The sequence below is a fragment of the Blastococcus sp. SYSU DS0539 genome (assembly GCF_054050855.1).
In genome coordinates, this window is record NZ_JBJHAF010000001.1 from 55,615 (window position 1) to 76,123 (window position 20,509).

At 74.0% G+C, this 20,509-nt stretch carries 23 protein-coding genes; 15 read left to right on the forward strand and 8 right to left on the reverse strand.

Annotated elements, in window-relative coordinates; all coding sequences use genetic code 11:
• Positions 1-142: 142 nt before the first annotated feature.
• Together ACI790_RS00260 and ACI790_RS00265 are read left to right on the forward strand one after the other, a co-directional pair.
• On the forward strand, positions 143-721 hold the full coding sequence (locus tag ACI790_RS00260; RefSeq protein WP_456567767.1) for an MBL fold metallo-hydrolase: 579 nt from the start codon (positions 143-145) through the stop codon (positions 719-721).
• A gap of 94 nt (positions 722-815) precedes the next feature.
• Positions 816-1,679, forward strand: coding sequence for a DUF817 domain-containing protein (locus ACI790_RS00265; RefSeq protein ID WP_456567768.1), 864 nt, complete (start codon positions 816-818; stop codon positions 1,677-1,679).
• 82 nt (positions 1,680-1,761) lie between these two features.
• On the opposite strand, the gene ACI790_RS00270 is transcribed toward ACI790_RS00265, so the two are convergent.
• The gene (locus ACI790_RS00270) at positions 1,762-3,192 is read right to left on the reverse strand and encodes a serine hydrolase domain-containing protein (protein WP_456567769.1); all 1,431 of its coding nucleotides are present in this window, start codon (positions 3,190-3,192) and stop codon (positions 1,762-1,764) included.
• A gap of 231 nt (positions 3,193-3,423) precedes the next feature.
• Here ACI790_RS00270 and ACI790_RS00275 point away from each other — a divergent pair, with 231 nt between their 5' ends.
• Positions 3,424-3,597 (forward strand): hypothetical protein, encoded by a 174-nt coding sequence (locus ACI790_RS00275; RefSeq protein ID WP_456567770.1) that lies wholly within the window; start codon positions 3,424-3,426, stop codon positions 3,595-3,597.
• 20 nt (positions 3,598-3,617) lie between these two features.
• Here the strand turns inward: ACI790_RS00275 and ACI790_RS00280 are convergent, their stop codons facing one another.
• Positions 3,618-3,776 (reverse strand): hypothetical protein, encoded by a 159-nt coding sequence (locus ACI790_RS00280; protein WP_456567771.1) that lies wholly within the window; start codon positions 3,774-3,776, stop codon positions 3,618-3,620.
• Between the two features lie 129 nt (positions 3,777-3,905).
• On the opposite strand from ACI790_RS00280, the gene mgrA reads away from it, so the two are divergent.
• From mgrA to ACI790_RS00300, 4 genes are all read left to right on the forward strand, one after another.
• On the forward strand, positions 3,906-4,940 hold the full coding sequence (gene mgrA / locus ACI790_RS00285; protein WP_456567772.1) for an L-glyceraldehyde 3-phosphate reductase: 1,035 nt from the start codon (positions 3,906-3,908) through the stop codon (positions 4,938-4,940).
• 116 nt (positions 4,941-5,056) lie between these two features.
• Positions 5,057-7,114: a glycosyltransferase gene (locus tag ACI790_RS00290; protein WP_456567773.1), complete on the forward strand. Its 2,058-nt coding sequence runs from the start codon at positions 5,057-5,059 to the stop codon at positions 7,112-7,114.
• Positions 7,115-7,193: 79 nt separating this feature from the next.
• Complete coding sequence (locus ACI790_RS00295; protein WP_269194468.1) at positions 7,194-7,406, forward strand: DUF4177 domain-containing protein; 213 nt, start codon at positions 7,194-7,196, stop codon at positions 7,404-7,406.
• Positions 7,403-7,954 (forward strand): DUF4334 domain-containing protein, encoded by a 552-nt coding sequence (locus tag ACI790_RS00300; RefSeq protein ID WP_456567774.1) that lies wholly within the window; start codon positions 7,403-7,405, stop codon positions 7,952-7,954. Before ACI790_RS00295 ends, ACI790_RS00300 begins: the two co-directional genes overlap by 4 nt.
• Here ACI790_RS00300 and ACI790_RS00305 read toward each other — a convergent pair.
• Genes ACI790_RS00305 through ACI790_RS00315 form a run of 3 tightly spaced genes read right to left on the reverse strand, consistent with a single transcriptional unit; the run spans position 7,938 to position 9,801 of the window.
• Positions 7,938-8,345, reverse strand: a complete 408-nt coding sequence (locus ACI790_RS00305) for an arsenate reductase ArsC (protein ID WP_456567775.1) — start codon at positions 8,343-8,345, stop codon at positions 7,938-7,940. The two genes, ACI790_RS00300 and ACI790_RS00305, sit on opposite strands and share 17 nt — an antisense overlap.
• Positions 8,342-9,466 (reverse strand): ACR3 family arsenite efflux transporter, encoded by a 1,125-nt coding sequence (gene arsB / locus ACI790_RS00310; protein WP_456567776.1) that lies wholly within the window; start codon positions 9,464-9,466, stop codon positions 8,342-8,344. The genes ACI790_RS00305 and arsB overlap by 4 nt, the downstream gene beginning before the upstream one ends.
• The gene (locus tag ACI790_RS00315) at positions 9,463-9,801 is read right to left on the reverse strand and encodes a metalloregulator ArsR/SmtB family transcription factor (protein ID WP_456567777.1); all 339 of its coding nucleotides are present in this window, start codon (positions 9,799-9,801) and stop codon (positions 9,463-9,465) included. The genes arsB and ACI790_RS00315 overlap by 4 nt, the downstream gene beginning before the upstream one ends.
• A gap of 127 nt (positions 9,802-9,928) precedes the next feature.
• Between ACI790_RS00315 and ACI790_RS00320 the strand changes: the two genes are divergently transcribed.
• From ACI790_RS00320 to ACI790_RS00345, 6 genes are all read left to right on the forward strand, one after another.
• Entirely contained in the window at positions 9,929-10,396 is a 468-nt protein-coding gene (locus tag ACI790_RS00320; RefSeq protein ID WP_456567778.1) for an ArsI/CadI family heavy metal resistance metalloenzyme, read from the forward strand.
• 86 nt (positions 10,397-10,482) lie between these two features.
• Positions 10,483-11,436, forward strand: a complete 954-nt coding sequence (locus tag ACI790_RS00325; RefSeq protein WP_456567779.1) for a hypothetical protein — start codon at positions 10,483-10,485, stop codon at positions 11,434-11,436.
• 281 nt (positions 11,437-11,717) lie between these two features.
• The gene (locus ACI790_RS00330; protein WP_456567780.1) at positions 11,718-12,740 is read left to right on the forward strand and encodes a BMP family ABC transporter substrate-binding protein; all 1,023 of its coding nucleotides are present in this window, start codon (positions 11,718-11,720) and stop codon (positions 12,738-12,740) included.
• A gap of 86 nt (positions 12,741-12,826) precedes the next feature.
• The gene (locus ACI790_RS00335) at positions 12,827-14,371 is read left to right on the forward strand and encodes an ABC transporter ATP-binding protein (protein WP_456567781.1); all 1,545 of its coding nucleotides are present in this window, start codon (positions 12,827-12,829) and stop codon (positions 14,369-14,371) included.
• Positions 14,368-15,453, forward strand: coding sequence for an ABC transporter permease (locus ACI790_RS00340; protein ID WP_456567782.1), 1,086 nt, complete (start codon positions 14,368-14,370; stop codon positions 15,451-15,453). The genes ACI790_RS00335 and ACI790_RS00340 overlap by 4 nt, the downstream gene beginning before the upstream one ends.
• On the forward strand, positions 15,450-16,379 hold the full coding sequence (locus ACI790_RS00345; protein WP_456567783.1) for an ABC transporter permease: 930 nt from the start codon (positions 15,450-15,452) through the stop codon (positions 16,377-16,379). Before ACI790_RS00340 ends, ACI790_RS00345 begins: the two co-directional genes overlap by 4 nt.
• A 95-nt stretch (positions 16,380-16,474) precedes the next feature.
• On the opposite strand, the gene ACI790_RS00350 is transcribed toward ACI790_RS00345, so the two are convergent.
• Complete coding sequence (locus tag ACI790_RS00350; RefSeq protein ID WP_456567784.1) at positions 16,475-17,008, reverse strand: DinB family protein; 534 nt, start codon at positions 17,006-17,008, stop codon at positions 16,475-16,477.
• A gap of 92 nt (positions 17,009-17,100) precedes the next feature.
• Here ACI790_RS00350 and ACI790_RS00355 point away from each other — a divergent pair, with 92 nt between their 5' ends.
• Complete coding sequence (locus tag ACI790_RS00355; RefSeq protein ID WP_456567785.1) at positions 17,101-18,105, forward strand: helix-turn-helix transcriptional regulator; 1,005 nt, start codon at positions 17,101-17,103, stop codon at positions 18,103-18,105.
• On the opposite strand, the gene ACI790_RS00360 is transcribed toward ACI790_RS00355, so the two are convergent.
• Complete coding sequence (locus ACI790_RS00360; protein WP_456567786.1) at positions 17,990-18,994, reverse strand: YihY/virulence factor BrkB family protein; 1,005 nt, start codon at positions 18,992-18,994, stop codon at positions 17,990-17,992. The two genes, ACI790_RS00355 and ACI790_RS00360, sit on opposite strands and share 116 nt — an antisense overlap.
• On the reverse strand, positions 18,987-19,619 hold the full coding sequence (locus ACI790_RS00365; protein ID WP_456567787.1) for a CAP domain-containing protein: 633 nt from the start codon (positions 19,617-19,619) through the stop codon (positions 18,987-18,989). The genes ACI790_RS00360 and ACI790_RS00365 overlap by 8 nt, the downstream gene beginning before the upstream one ends.
• 74 nt (positions 19,620-19,693) lie before the next feature.
• Between ACI790_RS00365 and ACI790_RS00370 the strand changes: the two genes are divergently transcribed.
• A complete protein-coding gene (locus ACI790_RS00370) occupies positions 19,694-20,500 on the forward strand; it encodes an SDR family oxidoreductase (protein WP_456567788.1) in 807 nt (268 codons plus the stop codon).
• The last annotated feature ends 9 nt before the right edge of the window (positions 20,501-20,509 follow it).

Here is a 20,509-nt window from a genome sequence, read left to right on the forward strand (position 1 = left end):
CGTCGTCACACCGGGCCGACGTGCGCAAGATCCGTACCGGCGCAGGAGCCGGCGGTCGACCGCCGGATCCTTCTGATCGATGCGCACGGACGGACCACCAGCGGCGCGCCTTTCCCCCGCGCCGGTTGTTACCGTCCGCCGCATGCCCGAGCTGTCGCGCACCGCCCGTCTGGACGTCCTCGTCGAGGGGTACGTGCGGATGCCGCACGTGGCCGGCACGGTCAGCCTCGTCCGCGACGCGGACCGGGTGGTCATCGTCGATCCGGGCATGGTGGCCGACCGGGATCTCATCCTCGCCCCGCTCCGGGAACTCGGCGTCCGTCCCGAGGACGTCACCGACGTCGTGGTCAGCCACCACCACCTGGACCACACGCTCAACGTCGCCCTCTTCCCGGTGGTGCCGGTGCACGACTTCCAGTCGGTCATCGAGGGGGACACGTTCACCCGCCGGGCTGCGGAGGGCACGCAGCTCACCCCCAGCATCCGGCTGCTGGCCACGCCCGGGCACACCCCGCAGGACATCACCACGCTCGTCGGCACGCCGGACGACGTCGTCGCGCTCACCCACCTGTGGTGGACCGAGGACGGCCCGGCCGACGACCCCTACAGCGAGGACCGGGACGAGTTGCGCCAGCAGCGCGAGCGGGTGCTGGACCTGGCCACCCTCGTGGTCTGCGCCCACGGCGCGCCGTTCCGGCCGGGCCCCGCCACGGTGCGCTGAACGACGGCACCGACGACACGGCGACCGGACCGGCGCGGCCGACGCGCGCGAGGGGGAGGCCCGGGACCGGCCGGCACGACCTAGCCTTCGCCGGGTGAGGCAGCTGCTGCGGTTCGCCTGGACCGAGGCGCAGTGCTGCCTGTTCGCCGTCCTGTTCTTCCTCGGACTCGGCCTCGTCCGGATCGTCCCCGTCCCGATCAACCCCGCCGATGCACTGCTGCTGTGGTCCCTCGGCGTCACGCTCGTGCTGTGGCTCGTCGGCTGGGAGACCGGCCGCGAGGTCGCGGTCATCTTCGGCTTCCACCTCGTGGGCCTGGCGCTGGAGCTGTTCAAGGTCGCCCACGGGTCGTGGTCCTACCCCGACACCGGTCTCACCACGATCGGCGGCGTCCCGCTCTACAGCGGGTTCATGTACGCCGCGGTCGGCAGCTACGTCTGCCAGGCCTGGCGCCGGTTCGACCTGCGCATCACCAACTACCGGGCCTGGTCGACCGCCGGGGTGGCCGCGCTGATCTACCTGAACTTCTTCACCTCGCACGTCACCCGGGACGTGCGGCTCCCGCTGGCCCTGCTGCTCCTGGTCGTCACCTGGCGGACGGGAGTGCACTTCACGGTCGGCCGGCGCCGCTACGCGATGCCGCTCGCCCTCTCCTTCGTCCTCATCGGCTTCTTCCTCTGGGTCGCCGAGAACGTCGCCACGCTGCTGCGCGCCTGGCAGTACCCGTCGCAGGAGTCGGTCTGGACGCTCGTCCACGCCGCCAAGCTCGGGTCGTGGTCGTTGCTCGTCGTGGTCAGCATCGTGCTGGTGGCGGCGGTCAAGGCGCGGGAGGGGCAGCTGTACGGCCGGCCCGGCGACCGCACGGTCCTCCGCGCCTACGAGGCGCCGGCCGAGCCGCCCACGCCGCCGCGCGAGGCGGCGGTCGGCCTGTCCCCGGGTCCCGGGGCCACGCCGCGCTGACGCCGGTTCCGCACGGGCCGAGGACGCCGGTTCCGCACGGGCCGAGGACGCCGGTTCCGCACGGGCTGCGGACGCCGGGACGTCAGCGGGTCTCCGGGCGCGGGTGCCCGCCGGTCAGCGCGGTGCGCCGGCGGCGGAACTCCTCGACCGGCCGGCTGGTCACCCCGCCGAGCCGCAGCGACACGACGCGTCCGTCGGCGCCGCGCTCCACCGGGACCGGCTCCCCGGCCGGCCCGAAGCTGGGCTGCGCGGCCACCCGCAGGGTACTCGCGTCGACGATCTCCAGCTCCTCGATCCCCGGCAGCGGATCGGCGAGCGTCGGCCGGACGAGCACCAGCCGCCCGCCGAGCTCGGCGACGTCCAGCACTCCCCAGAGGCTGGCGAACCGGCCGGTGAACGACGCCGGCGGCGGGGTGCCCGGCGGTGGCGCAGGCAGCTCGGCGCGCGGCCGCAGCGCCACGTCGATCAGCTTGACCAGTCCGACGGCCAGCTCCTCGGCCGGGCCGTCGATCGCGTTGGTCAGGACGCTGACCACCAGCCCGTCGACGGGGTCGACGAGCGTCATCGTGATCTGCCCGGGGAAGCCGCCGCTGTGCCCGACGAGGTGCCGCTCGCCCACGGTGGTCAGCGCCATGCCGACGCCGTACCGGCCCACCTCGGTGCCGTACGCGGTGACCACCGACTCCAGGCGCTGCATCAGCCGCTTCGCGTCGTCGGAGAGCAGCCGCTCGTCGCCGAGCACGTGCGCCACCCCGTAGGCGGCGAGCTCCTCGGCGGTCGAGAAGAAGCCGGTGGCCGCCGCCATGGCGCGGGTGTCGACCGGCCCGATCGGCTCGCGGGCGTCCTCGCCCAGCAGCAGGCCGGTGTGGCCGCTGACGAATTCGGCGGCGCGCGCCGCCTCGTGGTCGGACCCGGTGCGGGTCAGCCCGAGCGGCTCGATGATCCCGGCGCGCACGGCGTCGGCGTAGGAGCTGCCGGTGACGGCCTCGATCGCCAGGCCCACCAGCCCGTAGCCGACGTTGGAGTACTTGAAGTGCTGGTTGCGCCGGTGCACCGGCCCGGCGCGCAGCGCCTCCGCGACCACCCCCGCCCGGTCCAGGAACGGCCGCTCGAGCTGCCAGAAGTCGGCGTCCGCGCCGTCGCGGGTGACCCCGGCCTGGTGGCCGAGCAGCTCCCGGACGGTCACCCGGGCCACCGGCGACCCGGCCTCCGCCAGCTCGGTCACGTACCGGCCGATCGGGTCGTCGAGCCGCATCCGCCCGGCCTCGACCAGCTGCAGCACGACGGTCGCGGTGAACGTCTTGGAGTGCGAGGCGATGCGGAAGAGGTGGTGCGGGGTGAGCGGCGCGCCGGTGGAGACGTCGGCGGTCCCGATCGCGGCCGAGAGCAGCAGCTCGCCGCCGCGGCGGACGGCCACCTGCACCCCGGGCACCCGCCGGTGCCGCACCTGGGCGTCCAGCCACGACCGCAGGTAGCCGGCTGCATCGCGGACGGTTCCGGAAGGGGCGGTCACGGACGCCGAGCCTAGGGACCGGGGCGCACCGGCGCGTGGTGCGCCGCCGGGTACGTCAGGTGCCGCAGCGGGGGACGTCGCCGGCGCCGAGCGTCCACTCCGGGAGGCCGGCCCGGAAGGCGTCGTCGCACCCGTCCTGCATCGGCCACCCGACGCCCGGAGTGCAGCCGACCGCCGGGCCGGTTCCCCGCAGGGCTGGACGGCCGGCCGCCGGGGCGGGAGGGTTCGGCCATGACCGAGAACCGCTTTGCCGTCGGGCTGGACGACCTGGAGGCCGGCGTCCGGGTCGAGCGCGCCGACCAGGTCGCCGAGCAGGTCCCGCCCGGCCCGCCGCCGGCCACCGGGTGGAGCACCGACCCGCAGCCGTGGGCCGACGGCGCGGGCGGCGACGTCGACGGCGACTGAACCGACGCGGTGCGGGCCGGTCAGGCCCGGTCGTCGCTCTTCAGCCAGCCGTAGGCGGCGGTGGCCAGGAAGAGGACCGCGCCGAGCAGGAGCAGCCAGAACAGCCCCTCGACCAGCGCGCCGATGATCGAGAGCACCAGCCACACGACCAGCAGGAGTCCGATCAGGCGCAGCAGCACGGGACGCTCCGGGAGACGGCGGGACGGTCGTCGTCCAGCCTAGGACCCGGGGTGCCCGGCCCGGTCCTGCTCGGCGCCGGTCCGGCCGTCGTCGCGCGGGCCGCCGTCGTCGTCGGAAAGGATGCGGGCATGCCTTACTCCGCAGCCGATGACCGCTACGACTCCATGACCTACCGGCGCACCGGCCGCAGCGGCCTGGACCTGCCGGTGATCAGCCTGGGTCTGTGGCACAACTTCGGGGACGACGTCCCGTTCGACCGGCAGCGCGCGATCCTGCGCCGCGCGTTCGACCTCGGCATCACGCACTTCGATCTCGCCAACAACTACGGACCGCCCTACGGCAGCGCGGAGACCAACTTCGGCCGGCACCTGGCCGACGACTTCCGCCCCTACCGCGACGAGCTGGTGATCAGCACCAAGGCCGGCTACGACATGTGGCCGGGCCCGTACGGCCAGGGCGGCGGCTCGCGGAAGTACCTGCTGTCCAGCCTGGACCAGTCGCTGACCCGGCTGGGCCTGGACTACGTGGACATCTTCTACTCGCACCGGCCCGACCCCACGACGCCGCTCGAGGAGACGATGGGGGCACTGGACACCGCGGTCCGCTCGGGCAAGGCGCTCTACGCCGGCATCTCGTCGTACTCGCCGGAGGACACCGCGAGTGCGGCAGCCATCCTGGCCGACCTCGGCACGCCGCTGCTGATCCACCAGCCCTCGTACTCGATGCTCAACCGCTGGATCGAGCGGGACGGCCTGCTCGACACACTCACCGACGTGGGCGCCGGCTGCATCGCCTTCTCGCCGCTGGCGCAGGGGATGCTCACCGACAAGTACCTCGGCGGCGTCCCGGCGGGCTCGCGGGCCAGCCAGGGCAAGTCGCTGTCGCCGGACTTCCTCACCGACGAGGCGATCGGCCACGTCCGCGCGCTGGACGAGATCGCACAGGGGCGCGGGCAGAGCCTGGCCCAGATGGCGCTGGCGTGGGCGCTGCGCGACGAGCGGGTCACCACGGTCCTCGTGGGCGCCAGCAGCGTCGGTCAGCTGGAGCAGAACGTCGGGGCGCTGGCCGAGCTCGAGTTCTCCGCCGACGAGCTGGCCGCCATCGACAGGCACGCCGTCGACAGCGGCATCGACCTGTGGGAGGGCCCCCGCACCGGCGCCTGACCGGGGGACCGCGGACGGCCGGGGATCGAGGTCCCCGGCCGAGGGCGCCACCCGCTCGGGTCTCCTCACCCCTCGGGGGGATGTGCGGGGTGCCCCGGGATGTCGATGCACTCGGGGTGAGCATCGAGCGGGCGGCTCTGGGCCGTCCCACGGGAGAGCGGGACGCCGTTCCCGCGCCGGAGAGCACGTTGCGGCTGGTCGTGGTGCGGACGGTCGCGGTGGCCGCCGTCCTGTCCACCGCCGGCTACCTGAGCTGGCGGCTGGTCGCGACCCTGCCCGAGGGCGCGGCGCTGTGGATCGGGGTGCCGTTCCTGGCGCTGGAGCTCTACGGCGGCGTCGCCCTCGTGCTGTTCGTGATGACCACCTGGGACGTCGCACCGGCGACGGTGCCCCCGCCGCGCCCCGGTCCGCCGCCGTCGGTGACCGTGCTGATCGCCACCTACAACGAGCACCTCGACGTGCTGCTGCCCACGGTCGCCGCCTGCCTGGCCATGGACGGCGACCACGAGACCTGGGTGCTCGACGACGGCGAACGCCTCGAGGTCGAGGAGATGGTCACCGCCCTCGGCGCCCGCTACGTCAGCCGGCCCGAGCACGACCACGCGAAGGCCGGGAACCTCAACCACGCGCTGGGCCTGGTGCGTACCGAGCTGGTGGCCGTGTTCGACGCCGACCACGTGCCCGATCCGGAGTTCCTGACCCGGACGGTGCCCTACTTCGCCGACGAGCGGCTGGCGCTGGTGCAGACGCCGCAGCACTTCTACAACACCAGCTCCTTCGAGCACCTCCACCCGGGCGTCGACCTGCACGAGGAGTCGCTGTTCTACCGGGTGATCCAGGCCGGCAAGCACTCGGCGGGCGCCGCCTTCTGGTGCGGCACCAACGCCGTCCTGCGCGCCGACGCGCTGCGCGAGATCGGCGGGGTGGCGACGGAGTCGCTCACCGAGGACTTCCACACCACGATGAAGCTGCATCGCGCGGGCTGGCGCAGCGCGTACCACAACGAGGTGCTGGCCCGCGGTCTCGCCGCCGGCAGCCCGGGCGCCTTCTACGCCCAGCGTCGCCGGTGGGGCCGGGGTGCGATGCAGGTGCTGCGGCACGACAACCCGCTCACCGCGACCGGGCTGACCCCGCGCCAGCGGCTGGGCTACCTCTACTCGCTCTCGGCCTGGTTCGACTCGTGGCGCACCCTGGGGCTGGCCCTCGTCCCGGTGACGGTGCTGGTCACCGGGATGTTCCCGGTGGAGGCGCCGCCGGCGCAGTTCGCCCTCATGGCCGGCGTCCCGTTCGTCCTCCAGCAGGTCGCGCTCACCCTGCTGGGCCGCGGGTTCGCCCCCGCGCGCTTCTCGCTCCTGTTCGAGGCGGTCCGGCTGCCCTCCAACCTGGCCGCGACCCTGTCGCTGGTGCTGCCGGGCACCGGGCGGTTCGCGGTGACCGCCAAGGGGCGGACCGGCGAGGACCGGACCCGCGCCCGGGTGCCCGCCCTGCTCTGGGTGCTGGCCGGCGTGCTCGCCGGCAGCCTGCTGTACACGGTCGCGAGCGTGGCCGGGTGGACGCCGACCGACCACCGGCTCGGCGGCACCACCCTCGTGCCGGTGTTCTGGGTGGTCGCCACCCTCGGCTTCGTGCTGGCCGGCATCCGCCGGATCCGGGATCCCCGCTTCTCCGCCGAGCGGCGCGACGGCCACCGGTTCCCCGCCGCGTTCCCCGCGGTGGTCGACGGCACCCCCGCCCGGCTGGTCGACGTCTCCCTGGGTGGCGCGCAGGTGCGCATCCGCGGCATCGGAGCGGTGGTCGGCGACGAGGTCGAGCTGGCCATCCGGGTGCCCGACCGGGCCGCGCACGTGGTCTTCCGCGCGACCGTGCGCTCCCGCGCCGGCGACGTCCACCGGCTGCAGTTCGTCGGCCGGCAGTGGGCCCAGCTCGCCGCGCTGTCGGCGACCGCCTTCGGGGCCGGCGCGGCCCGCTGGGCCGCCGCCGTGGCGACCCCGCTCGGGGTGCCCGAGCCGGCGACGACCGGCGCGCGGATCCCGGCCGCCCGCGTCCACCCGGAGGCCGTCGTGGCGGCCATGCGCAGCCCCGTGGTCGCCGCGGGCCGGCGCCCCGGCAGCGGCGACACGCAGCCCGTCCCGCGGCTGACACCGGAGCCGGCGCCGGCCGGCGCCGGCCGTTGACGCCCCTGTCCTCGACGGAACGGACCGCAGGGGGCAGGCTGGCGGCCGACCACCCCCCCCCGACGAGGACGGACGGCACATGGCTGCAGCGCGCTACGAGTACAAGGTCGAGGAGATCCGCGAGGGGATGATCGGCGGCAAGATGTCCGGCGGGAAGCTGGAGAAGGTGCTCAACGAGCACGCCCGCCAGGGCTGGCAGCTCAAGGCGATCACCTCGGTCGAGGTGAAGGGGCGCATCGGCCCGGGCGGCGTCGACGGCGTGCTGGTCACCTTCGAGCGCCCGGTGGCATGACGACGGAGTTCCTCGGCAGCGAGGCGGCGGCGCCCCGGGCCGGCGTCGGCGCCTCCCGCGCCGCGGCGTTCGCGATGTTCGACGCCGCCCCGCCGGTCGCCGTCGACGAGCTGGCCGGTCGGTGGCGGGGGAGCGGGCTGCCCACCGGCTCGCCGCTGGACGGGCTGCTGGAGGCCTACGGCTGGTACGGCAAGGAGTTCGTCGACGCCGAGACGGTGCACCCGCTGCTGTTCGGCACCCGGTCGGGCCCGCGCCCGGTGGACCCGGCGCTGGTCCCGGTCGGCGTGCTGCGCGACCTACCCGGCCTGGCGCACTCCCGGGCGGCGCGGGCGGTGTTCCGCGCCGCCCGCCCGCTCGTGACGACGTCGAAGCCGCGGGCCCGGCTGCGCGCGGTCGAGCACCGCGGCGTCGTCACCGCCGCGATGGTCTACGACGCGCTGCCGATCATCGACGTCTTCCGACGGGTGGACGGCCGCACCGTGCTCGGCCTGATGGACCTGCGTGGCCTGCCCGACCCGTTCTTCTTCCTGCTCAGGCGGGAGAGCTGACCCCGAGCTCGGCGAGCAGCCCGCGGATGCGCCGCTCGATCTCGTCGCGGATCGGCCGCACCGACTCGACGCCCTTGCCGGCCGGGTCCTCCAGCGCCCAGTCCAGGTAGCGCTTGCCGGGGAAGACCGGGCAGGCGTCGCCGCAGCCCATGGTGATCACGACGTCGGAGGCCTCCACGGCATCGGTCGTGAGCACCTTGGGGCGCTGGTCGGAGATGTCGATGCCGACCTCGGCCATGGCCTCGACCGCCGCCGGGTTCACCCGGTCGCCGGGCAGCGACCCGGCCGAGCGCACCTCCACGGCGTCCCCGGCCAGGTGCCGCAGCCAGCCGGCGGCCATCTGGGAACGGCCGGCGTTGTGCACGCAGACGAACAGGACGCTGGCGGTCATCGGGCACTCCGCACGAGATCGGGGACGGTCGGGTCGCCGGGGAACCAGCGGCGGGCGGCCCACAGCGAGACGTAGACCAGGGCGACCAGGACGGGCACCTCGATCAGCGGGCCCACGACGCCGGCGAGCGCCTGCCCGCTGGTGACGCCGAAGGTGCCGATGGCCACGGCGATGGCCAGCTCGAAGTTGTTGCCGGCCGCGGTGAACGCCAGGGTCGCCGTCTTCGCGTACCCCAGGCCCAGCTGCGTGCCGAGCAGGAACGAGCCGCCGAACATCAGGAAGAAGTAGGCGAGCAGCGGCAGCGCGATGCGGGCGACGTCCCAGGGCTGCGAGGTGATCGCGTCGCCCTGCAGGGCGAACAGCATCACGATGGTGAAGAGCAGGCCGTAGAGCGCGACCGGGCCGATCCGCGGCAGGAACCGCTCCTCGTACCAGGCCCGGCCGCGGCGCCGCTCGCCGATCGTACGGGTGAGGAACCCGGCGACCAGCGGGATGCCGAGGAACACCAGGACGCTGAGCAGGATCGCCCAGACGCTGAACTCCGCCGACGTCGTCGACAGGCCCAGCCAGCCCGGCAGCACCTGCAGGTAGAACCAGCCCAGTGCGGCGAACGCGACGATCTGGAACACCGAGTTGATCGCGACCAGCACGGCGGCCGCCTCGCGGTCACCGCAGGAGAGGTCGTTCCAGATCAGCACCATCGCGATGCAGCGGGCCAGGCCCACGATGATCAGGCCGGTCCGGTACTCGGGGAGATCGGGCAGCAGCAGCCAGGCCAGGGCGAACATCAGCGCCGGCCCCAGTAGCCAGTTGAGCACCAGGCTGGCGCCGAGCAGCTTCCGGTCACCGGTCACCCGGTCCAGCTCGGAGTACCGCACCTTCGCCAGCACCGGGTACATCATCAGCAGCAGCCCGACGGCGATCGGCAGGCTGACGTCGCCCACCTCGACGGCGGTGAGCGCGTCGTCCAGCCCCGGGACCCAGCGGCCCAGTGCCAGCCCGAGCGCCATCGCAGCGATGATCCAGACCGGCAGGAACCGGTCGAGCGTGGAGAGCTTCTGCAGGACGGGGGCGTCGGCCGGGACGTCGGTGCGCGCGGTCTCGCGGACGGCGTCGCTCACGCCGGCACCGCCGTGGCGAAGAGGCCGGCGACGGCGCTGAGCGCGGCCGGGCGGACGGCGTAGTAGACCCACACCCCGCGCTTCTCCCGGTCGAGCAGCCCGGCGGAGTGCAGCACCTTGAGGTGGTGGCTGATGGTCGCCTGGGTGAGCTCGAAGGCGTCGTTGAGGTCGCAGACGCAGGCCTCGCCGCTGGCGCTCGAGGCGATCAGGCTGACCAGCCGCAGGCGGACCGGGTCGGCCAGCGCCTTGAGCAGGGCGGCCACCTGCTCGGCCTGCTCGGCGGAGATCGCCGTGCCGGACAGGGGTGTGCAGCAGGCCAGGCCGGGCTCGCTCATGGTTCTCCTCGCGTCGACGTCGACAACCATCGTAACGACGCACATCGTATTGACAAGCATCGATGCAGGGTGTTCATTCTCGGTTCATACATCGACGCCCGTCGATGTCTCGTCCAGGAGGTTACCCGTGTCCCGTGTGCAGCTCGCCCTCCGCGTCGCCGACCTCGACGCCGCCGTCGACTTCTACTCGCGCCTCTTCGACGCCGCGCCCGCCAAGCGCCGTCCCGGCTACGCCAACTTCGCCATCGCCGAGCCGCCGCTGAAGCTCGTGCTGCTCGAGGGGGAGCCGGGTGCGGCCACCCGCATGGACCACCTGGGGGTCGAGGTCGCGTCCAGCGACGAGGTCACCGCCGCCACCGGCCGGCTCGCCGACGCGGGCCTGGCCACCCGGCCGGAGGAGGACACCACCTGCTGCTACGCCGTCCAGGACAAGGTCTGGGTCACCGGCCCGGGCGGGGAGCCGTGGGAGGTCTACACCGTGAAGGCCGACGCCCGCCCCGACCTGGAGGGGCAGCGGGCGGCCGAGCTCTCCGCCGTCGCCGGCGACGGCACCTGCTGCCGGACCGATGAGCAGCCGGCGGCGGCCTGCTGCTGAGGACGGCGTGTGCGCCGATGGCCGGTTCTCCCGCGGGGAACGTGCCGCCGGCGCACATCGCTGGCGGTCGTGGCAGGGTCGCGGGCGTGGACCTCGACGAGGTGGCCGACGAGCTGTACGAGGTGCCGCCGGAGGAGTTCGTCGCCGTCCGCACCGCGCGGCAGGACGACGCGAAGGCGGCCGGCGACAAGGTACTGGCCAAGGCGATCGGTGCGCTGCCCAAGCCATCGACCGCAGCCTGGGTGTGCAACCTGCTGGTGCGTGCCCACCGGGCGGAGATCGAGGGCCTGGTCGAGCTCGGCGACCTGCTCCGCGCGGCGCAGCACGAGCTGGCCGGCGAGGAGCTCAAGGCGCTCGACGTGCAGCGGCGGCAGCTGCTGACCGCCCTCACCCGGCAAGCGCGGGCGCTGGCCGCCGGACGCGGGCACGCCGTCAGCACCGCCGTCGCCACCCAGGTCGAGGAGACGCTGCGTGCGGCGATGTCCGACCCCGAGGCGGGCGAGGCGCTGTCGTCCGGGCGGTTGTCCACGCCCATGTCCTACAGCGGCATGGGTGAGCTGACCGGCCGCCCGACGCTCCGGCTCGTCCCGCCGCCGCGGCCGGCCGCGAAGCCGGAGCGGAGGCCGGCGAAGCGCGCGGAACGGAGCAAGGCCGACGAGGAGTCGGCGGCCGACCGGCGGCGCCGTGAGCAGGAGGAGCGGCGGCGGGCGGCCGAGGAGAAGCGGCAGCGCGAGCTGGCCGCCGCCCGGACGGTGGTGGACGAGGCGACGGCGACCGCCGAGGAGGCGGAGTCCGCGCTCGAGGAGCACCGCCAGGAGGTCGAGGAGCTGGCCGCCCGGCGCGCCGAGCTGCAGGAGCGCGTCGAGGCGCTGGCCGACCAGCTCGCCGACGCGGAGCGGGCCGCGGCCGAGGCCGCGACGGCGCTCAAGCGCGAGGAGCGCCGCCTGGCCGGCGCCGAGCGGGCGGCCGCCGAGGCCGCGGAGGCGCGTGTCCACGCATTGGCCCGCGTCGCGCAGCTGTCGGAGGCCGCTCCCGGCTGACCGGTCTGGCCGCGATGCGTGGGACGCGCGCGGCTGGCGGGACGGTTGGGAGGGGGCGCGTCATCGACGGACATCTGCCCGCGCCCGATCCGTCATGTCCGGTGCCTAGCGTCCGGTGCGAGCCGCCCGCCGACCCCTGCGCCGGAGGGCGGTGACCCTCCAACGGACCCCGGGGGACCGTGTCTCGATTGAGTTGCGGTTCCGCGCGCGCACTGGGTCACAACCTTAGCGCTGAGGTACATCTGTCCGCACTTCACCGATCCCGAGGATGGTGCCCGCTCATGCGATCCGCCCGACTCTCCGCGACCGCCCTCGGCGCCGCGACGCTGCTCACCCTCACGGCCTGCGGGAGCGACGGAGGCGACGCCGGGAGCGGCGGTGCCGCCGCCGGCGGCGACGACGCACCGCGGATCGCCGCGATCTTCTCCGGCACCACCACCGACGCCGACTACACCTTCCTCGGCCTGCAGGCCCTCGAGGCCGCAGAGGAGGAGCACGGCGCCGAGACCACCTACTCGGAGGGCGTGCAGGTGCCGGACGCGGAGCGCGTCCTCCGGGAGTACGTGGCCGACGGCTACACCGTCGTCTGGACCCACGGCAGCCAGTTCTACGACGCCACGGTGGCCGTCGCGGCGGAGAACCCCGACGTCGTCTTCATCGCCGAGCAGGACACCGAGCCCGCCGACGTGCCGGAGAACGTCTGGGTCCTTGACCGCAACTTCCACCTGGCGTTCTACCCGCTGGGCGTGCTGGCCGCCGCCGCGTCGGAGACCGGCCAGATCGCCTACCTGGGCGGTGTCACCCTGCCCTTCTCCTACTCCGAGGTGCACGCCGTGGAACAGGCGCTGGAGGACACCGGCGCGAACGCCACGCTGACGCCGGTGTGGACCGGTGACTTCAACGACCCGACCCGCGCGCAGCAGTTCGCCAGCCAGCTGCTCTCCGCGGGCAACGACGTCGTCCTGACCTCGCTCAACCTCGGCGTCGTCGGGGCCTTCGAGGCGGTCGGCGACGGCCCGGCGGGGGCGCTCATGACCGCCAAGTACACGGACAAGTCCAACCTCGCCCCCGACCACTACCTGACCTCGGTGCTGTACGACTTCGAGGTCATGCTCGACGAGATCCTGACCTCGATCGAGGACGGCGAGACCGGTGGCTACCTCGGGATGTCCTACGAGCAGGGCATCTCGCTGCAGACGCCGCAGAACGTCGACCAGGCCGTCATCGACGAGGTCAACCAGGTGGTCGAGCAGCTCGCCGCCGGCGAGATCGAGGTCGACCGCGACGTGACCCCGGTCGAATGAGCGATCCGGCTACCGCCGGACCGGTCGGGAGCCGTGCAGCGGGAGACTCGTCCGCTCCTGCCCCCGACCGGTCCAGGCCGCTCACCATGACCGGCATCAGCAAGTCGTTCGGGCCGGTCCGTGCCCTGGTCGACGCCGACTTCGAGCTGGCACCCGGTGAGGTGCACGGCCTGGTCGGCGGCAACGGCGCGGGCAAGACGACCCTCATGAACGTCCTGTACGGCCTCTACCGAGCGGATGCGGGGGAGATCCGGGTCGATGGCCGTGCGGTGCAGATCCGCTCGCCGCGGGATGCCATCGATCTGGGGATCGGCATGGTGCACCAGCACCTGCTCCAGGTGTCGAGCTACTCGGTGGTCGAGAACGTGGTCCTGGGCACCAGCGGGAGCTCCGGCGGCCTGCGCAACGCCGCTCGCCGGGTCTCGGAGCTCTCCGACCGGTTCGGCCTGGCGGTCGACCCGCGCCAGCGGACGGATCGCATGTCGGTCGGTGCGCGGCAGCGGGTGGAGATCCTCAAGGTGCTCTACCGCGGTGCGCGGGTGCTGATCCTCGACGAGCCGACGACCAACCTCACACCGCAGGAGGTGGACGGGCTCTTCGCCTCCCTCCGCGAGATCGTCGCCGAGGGCACCAGCATCGTGTTCATCTCGCACAAGGTCCGCGAGGTGCTGGCCATCTGCGACCGCATCTCGGTGATGCGCGACGGTCGCCGCATGACCACGGTGCGCCGGGACGAGACCGACGCCACGGGGCTGGCCTCGCTCATGGTCGGGGAGCTCGCCGAGCCGTCCTCCGATCTGGCCGCAGCTCTCGGTCTCGGCACCGTCGGCGAGGTGGCACCCGCCGAGGAGCGGACCGGAGGCGCAGCCGGGCAGGCCCCGCTGCTGGAGGTCTCGGGCCTGGTCGTGCGCAACGACCAGGGGGTTCCCGCCCTGCACGGCGTCGACCTCGAGGTCGCCGCGGGAGAGGTGCTGGGAGTCGCGGGCGTGGCCGGCAACGGCCAGGTGGAGCTGGCCGAGGCTCTGGCCGGCGTGCGCCCCGTGCACGACGGCGACGTGCGGGTCGACGACGCCGGCCTGGCCGGACGGCCGACCCGGCGGTGGCTGGACGCCGGCGTGGCGTACGTCCCCGAGGACCGGCACCGCGACGGCATCCTCGGCGCCGCATCGGTCACCGACAACCTGCTGCTGGGCTCGCAGCGTGACAAGGCCCACCGCCGGGGCGGCCTCATCCAGTGGCGGCGGGTGCGCGAGCACGCCCTGGCGACGATCGACCGGTACGCGATCAAGACGCCCGGTCCGGATGCACCGGCCGGCAACCTGTCCGGCGGCAACATCCAGCGGCTCATCCTGGCCCGCGCGTTCGACCGCGAGCCGTCGGTGCTGGTCCTGCAGAACCCCACCCGCGGGCTGGACCTGCGCTCTGCCCGGTTCGTCTACGACCGCGTCCAGGAGGCGCGGGAGCGGGGCTGCGCGGTGGTGCTGATCTCCGAGGACCTCGACGAGCTCACCCTGCTGGCCGACCGGATGGTCGTCCTCTACTCAGGCCGGATCGTCGGCGAGCGCCGGCGCGGCGACTACGACGCATACGCGCTGGGCCGTCTGATGGCCGGCGTCCAGGAGACCGCATGACTGCCCCCGTGCTCACCGAGCCGGACGTCGTGGCGCCCGCCTCGCCGGGCCCGCTCGCCCGCAGCCTGCGCGGCCTGCTGCCCTACGTCCTGGCGCTGGTGGCCGCCTTCGTGGTCTCGGGCATCGTCATCGCCGCGCTCGGCTACGACGTGTTCGAGGCGTTCCGGACGATCCTCACCACGTCGTTCCGCACGGGCTTCGGCTTCACCGAGACGTTGACCAAGTGGGTGCCGCTCACCCTTCTCGCCCTGGCCTTCACCATCCCGCTGGCGGTCGGCCGGTTCAACATCGGTGGCGAGGGTCAGCTCCTGGTGGGGGCGACCGCGGCGGCCGGCGTCGGCGTCGTCTACGCGGACCTCCCGGCGGCCGTGCTGCTACCCGTGCTGATCGTCGCGGGGGTGCTGGCCGGCGCGGTCTGGGCCGGGATCGCCGCGTTCCTCATGGGCCGATTCGGGGTCAACGAGATCCTGAGCACGGTATTGCTGAACTTCGTGTCCTTCCAGGTCCTCGACTACGCGGCCACCGAGGTCTGGTCCGATCCGGCCGCCGGGGTGGCCGCCACCCAGCGGGTGGGCGAGGGTGCGGTGCTGCCCGACATCGGTGGCCCGCCCGGCGTGCACGCGGGCATCCTGCTCGCGGGGCTGGTGGCGCTGGCCACGATCGTGGTCACCCGCGGTACCGCCGCCGGCTTCGAGCTGCGTGCGGCCGGCACGAACCCGCGGGCCGCCGGCATCAACGGCATCCGGGTCGAGAAGATCGCGGTCGTCGCACTGATCATCGGTGGCGCGCTCGGCGGACTGGCCGGTGCGCTGGAGGTCGCCGGCGTGCATGGCCGAGCCCTGGAGGGCATGCAGTCCAACTTCCTGCTGCTCGGCATCATCATCGGGCTGATCGCGCGCGGCAGCGCCCTATGGGTGCCCGTCGTCGCCTTCGGCATCGCGATCCTCGAGGTGGGCGCCAGTTCCATGCAGCGCACCGTCGGCGTCCCGGCCGAGATGGTCCTGATCATCGAGGCCCTGATCCTGATCTTCCTGCTGCTCTCCGACGTGATCGCGGCCCGGCTGGCAAGGAGAGTTGCATGAGTGAGTTCACGTCCCTGGCCCAGCTCACCGTGGTCGCCATGGTCCCGTTCCTGCTCGCATCCCTGGGCACGATGCTGGGCGGGCTGGCCGGCGTCTTCAGCGTGTCGCAGGAGGGGGTCATGCTCCTCGGCGCCTCGGTGGGCTTCCTGATCAGCTTCGCCACCGACAGCAGCGCCCTGGGCATCCTGCTCGCGGCGGGGGTGGGCGCCGTCTTCGGCTTCGCCCTGGGCTGGGCGACGACGATCCTCCGGCTGGACCAGTTCGTGGTCGGCTTGGCGCTCTTCTTCGCCGCGACCGGCTTGGCGGGGTTGCTCTACCGGGTGGTCATCGGGCAGACCGCGACCACACCGCGCACCGACACGCTGCCCCGGCTGGAGATCCCGCTGCTCAGCGACATCCCGGTGCTCGGCACCGTGTTCTTCTCGCACAACGTCCTCGTGTACTTCGCCGCGGCGCTCGCCGTCGCGCTGTACTTCTTCCTGTACCGGACGCGGGCCGGGCTGGACCTGCGCGCGGTCGGCGAGAACCCGAGGGCGGCTGACAGCCTCGGCATCCCCGTCGTGCGCACCCGGCTCTGGACGACGACGGCCGGTGGCGCGCTGATGGGCATGGCCGGGGCGTTCCTGCCGCTGGTGTACACCGGCACCTTCACCGAGGGCATCGTCGGCGGCCGGGGGTGGCTGGCCATCGCGCTCACCTTCTTCGGCGGCTGGCGCCCGCAGTTCATCGCGGCCGGGGCGCTCTTCTTCGCCGCGATGGACGTCATCGCGCTGCGCACGGAGATCGCCGGGACCGACATCCCGGGGCAGGTCCTCCTGGTCGTTCCCTACGTCGCGACGCTGATCGTGATGATCTTCGCCTTCCGGTGGGCCCGGGTGCCGCAGTTCCTGGGCCTCAACTACGACCGGGAGAGCCGGACCGGCTGACCTGCTGCGGCCGACCGCATCGCCACCCGAACGGCGATGCGGTCGGCCTGTCGGGGACCGGCAGCTTCCGGTCGCAGACCCACGGACCCGCTGGCTCACCCCATCGTCTTCTGGCCGTCCAGGGACTCCCGCAGGATGTCGGCGTGGCCGGCGTGCTGGGCGGTCTCGGCCACGATGTGCAGGAGGACCCGCCGGGCCGAGCGCACGGCCCCGGGCGGGAACCACGGCGCCTCGGGCAGCAGGTGGGCGAGGTCGAGGTCGGGCAGCGTGCGCACCAGGTCGTCGGTCCGCCGCGCCACCTCCTCGTAGCGGGCCAGGATGCCGGCGAGGGTCTCGTCGGGCCCCATGCGGAACTCCTCGGCCCACGCCTCGACCTGGGCCGCGTCGTCGGCCGACGCCATGGCCGAGGTGCCCCGGAGGATGAAGTCCACCCACGACTCCTCGGTGCCGGCGACGTGCTTGAGCAGGCCGCCGAGCGTCAGCTCGCTGGTGGTCGGCCGGAGCCGCGCCTGCTCGTCGGTGAGGCCCTGCACGGTGAACCGGAGGAAGTGGCGGTGGGTCGCCAGCGTCTCCAGCAGGTCGGCGCGCTCGCCGGTCAGGGTCGGGCCGGTCGTGGTCTGGCTGGTCATGGTCGGGCCCTCCGTCGGGGTGGATCGGTCAGCTACGACGCTAGGGACGATCGGTGCCAGTTCCTGTCACCATCGGGGAAGACTCTGGTCCCGTGGCCGACACCGGGAACCGCACGCTGCGCCTGCTCTCGCTCATGCAGGGCCGTCGCCAGTGGGCCGGCGGTGAGCTCGCCGACCGGCTCGGGGTCTCGCTGCGCACGCTGCGCCGGGACGTCGGGCGGCTCCGCGAGCTCGGCTACCCGGTGGAGGCGCGGCCGGGCGTCGTGGGCGGCTACCGGCTGACGCCCGGCGCCGCCCTGCCGCCGCTGGTCCTCGACGACGACGAGGCGGTGGCGCTGACCGTCGGGCTCCAGGCCGCGGCGCAGACCGCGGTGGCCGGGATGGCCGAGGCGTCGGTGCGCGCGCTCACCAAGGTCGTCCAGGTGCTGCCGCCGCGGCTGCGGCGCCGGGCCGACGCGCTGCGCGCCGTCACGGACTCCGCCGCGTGGGCGGGCCCGGGCGGCACGGTCGATCCCCGGGACCTCACCGTCGTCGCGCAGGCCTGCCGGGACGCCGAGCGGCTGACCTTCGCCTACACGGCGGCCGACGGCACCGGCAGCGAGCGGTTCGTCGAGCCGCACCGCCTCGTCGCGCTCGGCCGGCGCTGGTACCTGGTCGCCCACGACCTCGACCGGGGGGAGTGGCGCACCTTCCGGCTGGACCGGCTGGCCGCGCCCCGGGCGACCGGCGCCCGCTTCGCCCCGCGCGCCCTCCCGGCCGAGGACGCCGCGGCCTTCGTGCGCACCGCGCTCGGCGTGCGGGGGGCGGCGATCCGGGTCGAGGTCCTCGTGCACGCGCCGGCCGACGAGGTGCAACGGCGGATCGGCCAGTGGTGCACGGTGGAGCCGGTCGACGACGGCGGCTGCCGGGTGCGCGTGGAGACCGACGACCTGGCCTGGCCGGCCTTCGCCCTCGGCCTCACCGGGGCGGAGTGCACCGTGGTCAGCCCGCCGGAGCTGAGGGACCTGCTGGGCGAGTGGGCGGCGCGGTTGGGCCGGTCCGCGGCGCGCCGTCCTCCGGTGCCGAGCGCTGCCGCCGGCGGGCCCGACGGGACATGACCCGGTAGCCCGCCAGCAGCGCGGCGTTGCCGAGGAGCAACCACAGCCCGAGCAGCACCGCGGTGGCCAGGGCGGTGGGTCCGTAGCGGTCGGTGAAGTCGGCGAACTCCAGGTAGACGAGGTAGCCGACCGTGGTCAGCGCGACCATCCCCACCGCCGTCGCCGCGCCGATGGCGACGTCCTGCCAGCGCGTCTCCCACAGCTCGAACAGCCCGTAGATCAGGGCGATGACCAGGCCGACCACCAGCACCGTGCCGGAGCCCAGAGCCAGCCGCAGCCAGGGGCCGGCCCCCAGCAGGAGCGGCACGAGGTAGAGGGTGGCCAGCCCGGAGAACACGGCGAGGGGGAGCACCGCGATGATGACCAGCGCGAGCAGCCGCCCCTTCCAGCCGCGGATGCGCCGCTCGGACTCCGGCGCGATCGCGCTGAAGGCCCGGGCGAGGGCGGCGCCGTAGGTGGTCGCCGGCCAGATCGCCGCCACGGCCGCCACCGGCCCGGTCTGCGCCGCCACGTCGATGAGCGCCCGCAGGATGTCGGCGACCGGGAGCTGCTCCGGAGCCTGGTCGCCGACCTCCGTGCCGAGGTCCTGGAGCGCGGACTCGTCCACCGCCAGGCCGGCCACCCAGAAGCTCAGCAGGACCATGGGCGGCAACGAGACCATCGCGTAGAAGGCCAGGCTGGAGCTGGTGGTCAGGAACTCCGGGCTGCGCAGCCAGCTCGCGAACCTCCGCAGCGGCGTCGGCAGCCGGCGGTAACCCCGCCGCAGCCGGCGCCGGACGTGGCGGACGCGGTGCCGGGCGTTGCCCAGGGGCCCGGGCCCGGGCGTGGTCGCGTCGTCGCTCCGGGGCTCCCGCGGGGCGGGGCGCGCCGGTGCGACGCGCTCACGCACAGCTGGGACCGTCCTCCTCGGGCCGGGCGATCGGCTCCTCGGGCGGCGTCTCGTCGCTGACTTCCGGACGGTCGGACCCCACGGTCCGGCCGAACTGCTGGGTGGCCCAGACGGAGCCGTCGGGCGCGCAGAAGACCCCGATCCCGATCCGGTCCCAGCCGGGGTTGAGCACGTTGACCCGGTGGCCGTCCGACCGCATCCAGCCGACGTGCGCGACCCCCGCGGGTACCGGCCCGGACGCCGTGAAGATGTTCTCCCCGATGCCCCTGAACCCGTCGAGTTCCTCCCGGTCGAGCACCTCGCGGACGTCCTGGTGCTCCAGTTGCCCGTCCTCGGCCATCTGCTCGCTCCAGTCACGGGCGATCCGCGCCAGCTCGTCGTTCCACTCCAGCGGCGCCAGGTCCCGGGCCTCGCGCTCGGCGTTGACCCGGTCGAGGATGTCGCGCGCCATGCGCTCCTCCGCGTCGCCGTCGTCCCCCGACGGCGGCTCGTCCGGCTCCGGCCCCGAGCCGGTCCCGACCCCCGGCGAGCCCCCGGTGCCGACGACGACGCAGCCGGTCGTGCCGAGCACGAGGACGGCGAGCAGGAGCACGAGCCGGACGAGGGAGCTGCGGGCGACGTCCATGGCTCTCCCGTACCCGCGGGGAGGCGCACATGCGTGGATCTGCGCGCACCTGTCCGGATCGTTAGCGTCGCGGCATGACCGAGCGCATCTCCCGGGTCGCGATCGTCACCGGGTCGGAGTCCGGCATCGGGCGGGCGGTCGCCGTCGCCCTGGCCGAGCAGGGCTGCGACGTGGGCATCACCTGGTACCGCGAGGAGCGGGCCGCCGAGGAGACGGCGGAGCAGGTGCGGGCGCTGGGCCGGCGCGCCGAGGTGCGGCACCTCGACCTGACCCGGCTGCCCGCCGCCGCGGACGTCGTGGACGAGCTGGCCGACGCCCTCGGCGGGGTGGACGTCCTGGTCAACGACGCGGGCACCGGGCACATGACCCCGTTGCTGGACCTGGACTTCGGCACCTGGCGCGAGGTGCTGGCCACCGACCTCGACGGCGCGTTCCTGTGCCTCCAGCGCGCCGCCCGGCGGATGGTCGCCGCGGGGAACGGCGGGCGGATCGTGAACATCACCAGCGTGCACGAGCACGCACCGCGGGTGGGCGCGGCCGGGTACTGCGCGGCCAAGGGTGGTCTCGGGCTGCTCACCAAAGTGGCCGCGCTGGAGCTGGCCGAGCACGGCATCACCGTCAACGCCGTCGCCCCCGGGGAGATCGCCACCCCCATGACGGGCCAGGAGGACGAGGACCCGACCGCGCCGGGGCACGGACGTCCCGGTGTCCCGCTGCGCCGCCCCGGAGACGCCCGCGAGGTCGCCGCCGTCGTCGCGTTCCTGGCCGCGCCCGCCGCCGGCTACGTCACCGGGGCGTCGTGGGCCGTCGACGGCGGGATGCTCCAGATGGGGCCGATGGCCGGCTCGCACCTCGACGCCGACGACTGGCGCCGCGGCTGATCCCGACCC

Bases quoted from the DNA above. Each gene is read 5' to 3' on its own strand.
- ACI790_RS00260 (WP_456567767.1), top strand. From the start codon at position 143: ATGCCCGAGCTGTCGCGCACCGCCCGTCTGGACGTCCTCGTCGAGGGG.
- ACI790_RS00275 (WP_456567770.1), top strand. From the start codon at position 3,424: ATGACCGAGAACCGCTTTGCCGTCGGGCTGGACGACCTGGAGGCCGGC.
- mgrA (WP_456567772.1), top strand. From the start codon at position 3,906: ATGCCTTACTCCGCAGCCGATGACCGCTACGACTCCATGACCTACCGG.
- ACI790_RS00295 (WP_269194468.1), top strand. From the start codon at position 7,194: ATGGCTGCAGCGCGCTACGAGTACAAGGTCGAGGAGATCCGCGAGGGG.
- ACI790_RS00300 (WP_456567774.1), top strand. From the start codon at position 7,403: ATGACGACGGAGTTCCTCGGCAGCGAGGCGGCGGCGCCCCGGGCCGGC.
- ACI790_RS00305 (WP_456567775.1), bottom strand. From the start codon at position 8,345: ATGACCGCCAGCGTCCTGTTCGTCTGCGTGCACAACGCCGGCCGTTCC.
- ACI790_RS00315 (WP_456567777.1), bottom strand. From the start codon at position 9,801: ATGAGCGAGCCCGGCCTGGCCTGCTGCACACCCCTGTCCGGCACGGCG.
- ACI790_RS00330 (WP_456567780.1), top strand. From the start codon at position 11,718: ATGCGATCCGCCCGACTCTCCGCGACCGCCCTCGGCGCCGCGACGCTG.
- ACI790_RS00335 (WP_456567781.1), top strand. From the start codon at position 12,827: ATGACCGGCATCAGCAAGTCGTTCGGGCCGGTCCGTGCCCTGGTCGAC.
- ACI790_RS00340 (WP_456567782.1), top strand. From the start codon at position 14,368: ATGACTGCCCCCGTGCTCACCGAGCCGGACGTCGTGGCGCCCGCCTCG.
- ACI790_RS00345 (WP_456567783.1), top strand. From the start codon at position 15,450: ATGAGTGAGTTCACGTCCCTGGCCCAGCTCACCGTGGTCGCCATGGTC.
- ACI790_RS00350 (WP_456567784.1), bottom strand. From the start codon at position 17,008: ATGACCAGCCAGACCACGACCGGCCCGACCCTGACCGGCGAGCGCGCC.
- ACI790_RS00365 (WP_456567787.1), bottom strand. From the start codon at position 19,619: ATGGACGTCGCCCGCAGCTCCCTCGTCCGGCTCGTGCTCCTGCTCGCC.
- ACI790_RS00370 (WP_456567788.1), top strand. From the start codon at position 19,694: ATGACCGAGCGCATCTCCCGGGTCGCGATCGTCACCGGGTCGGAGTCC.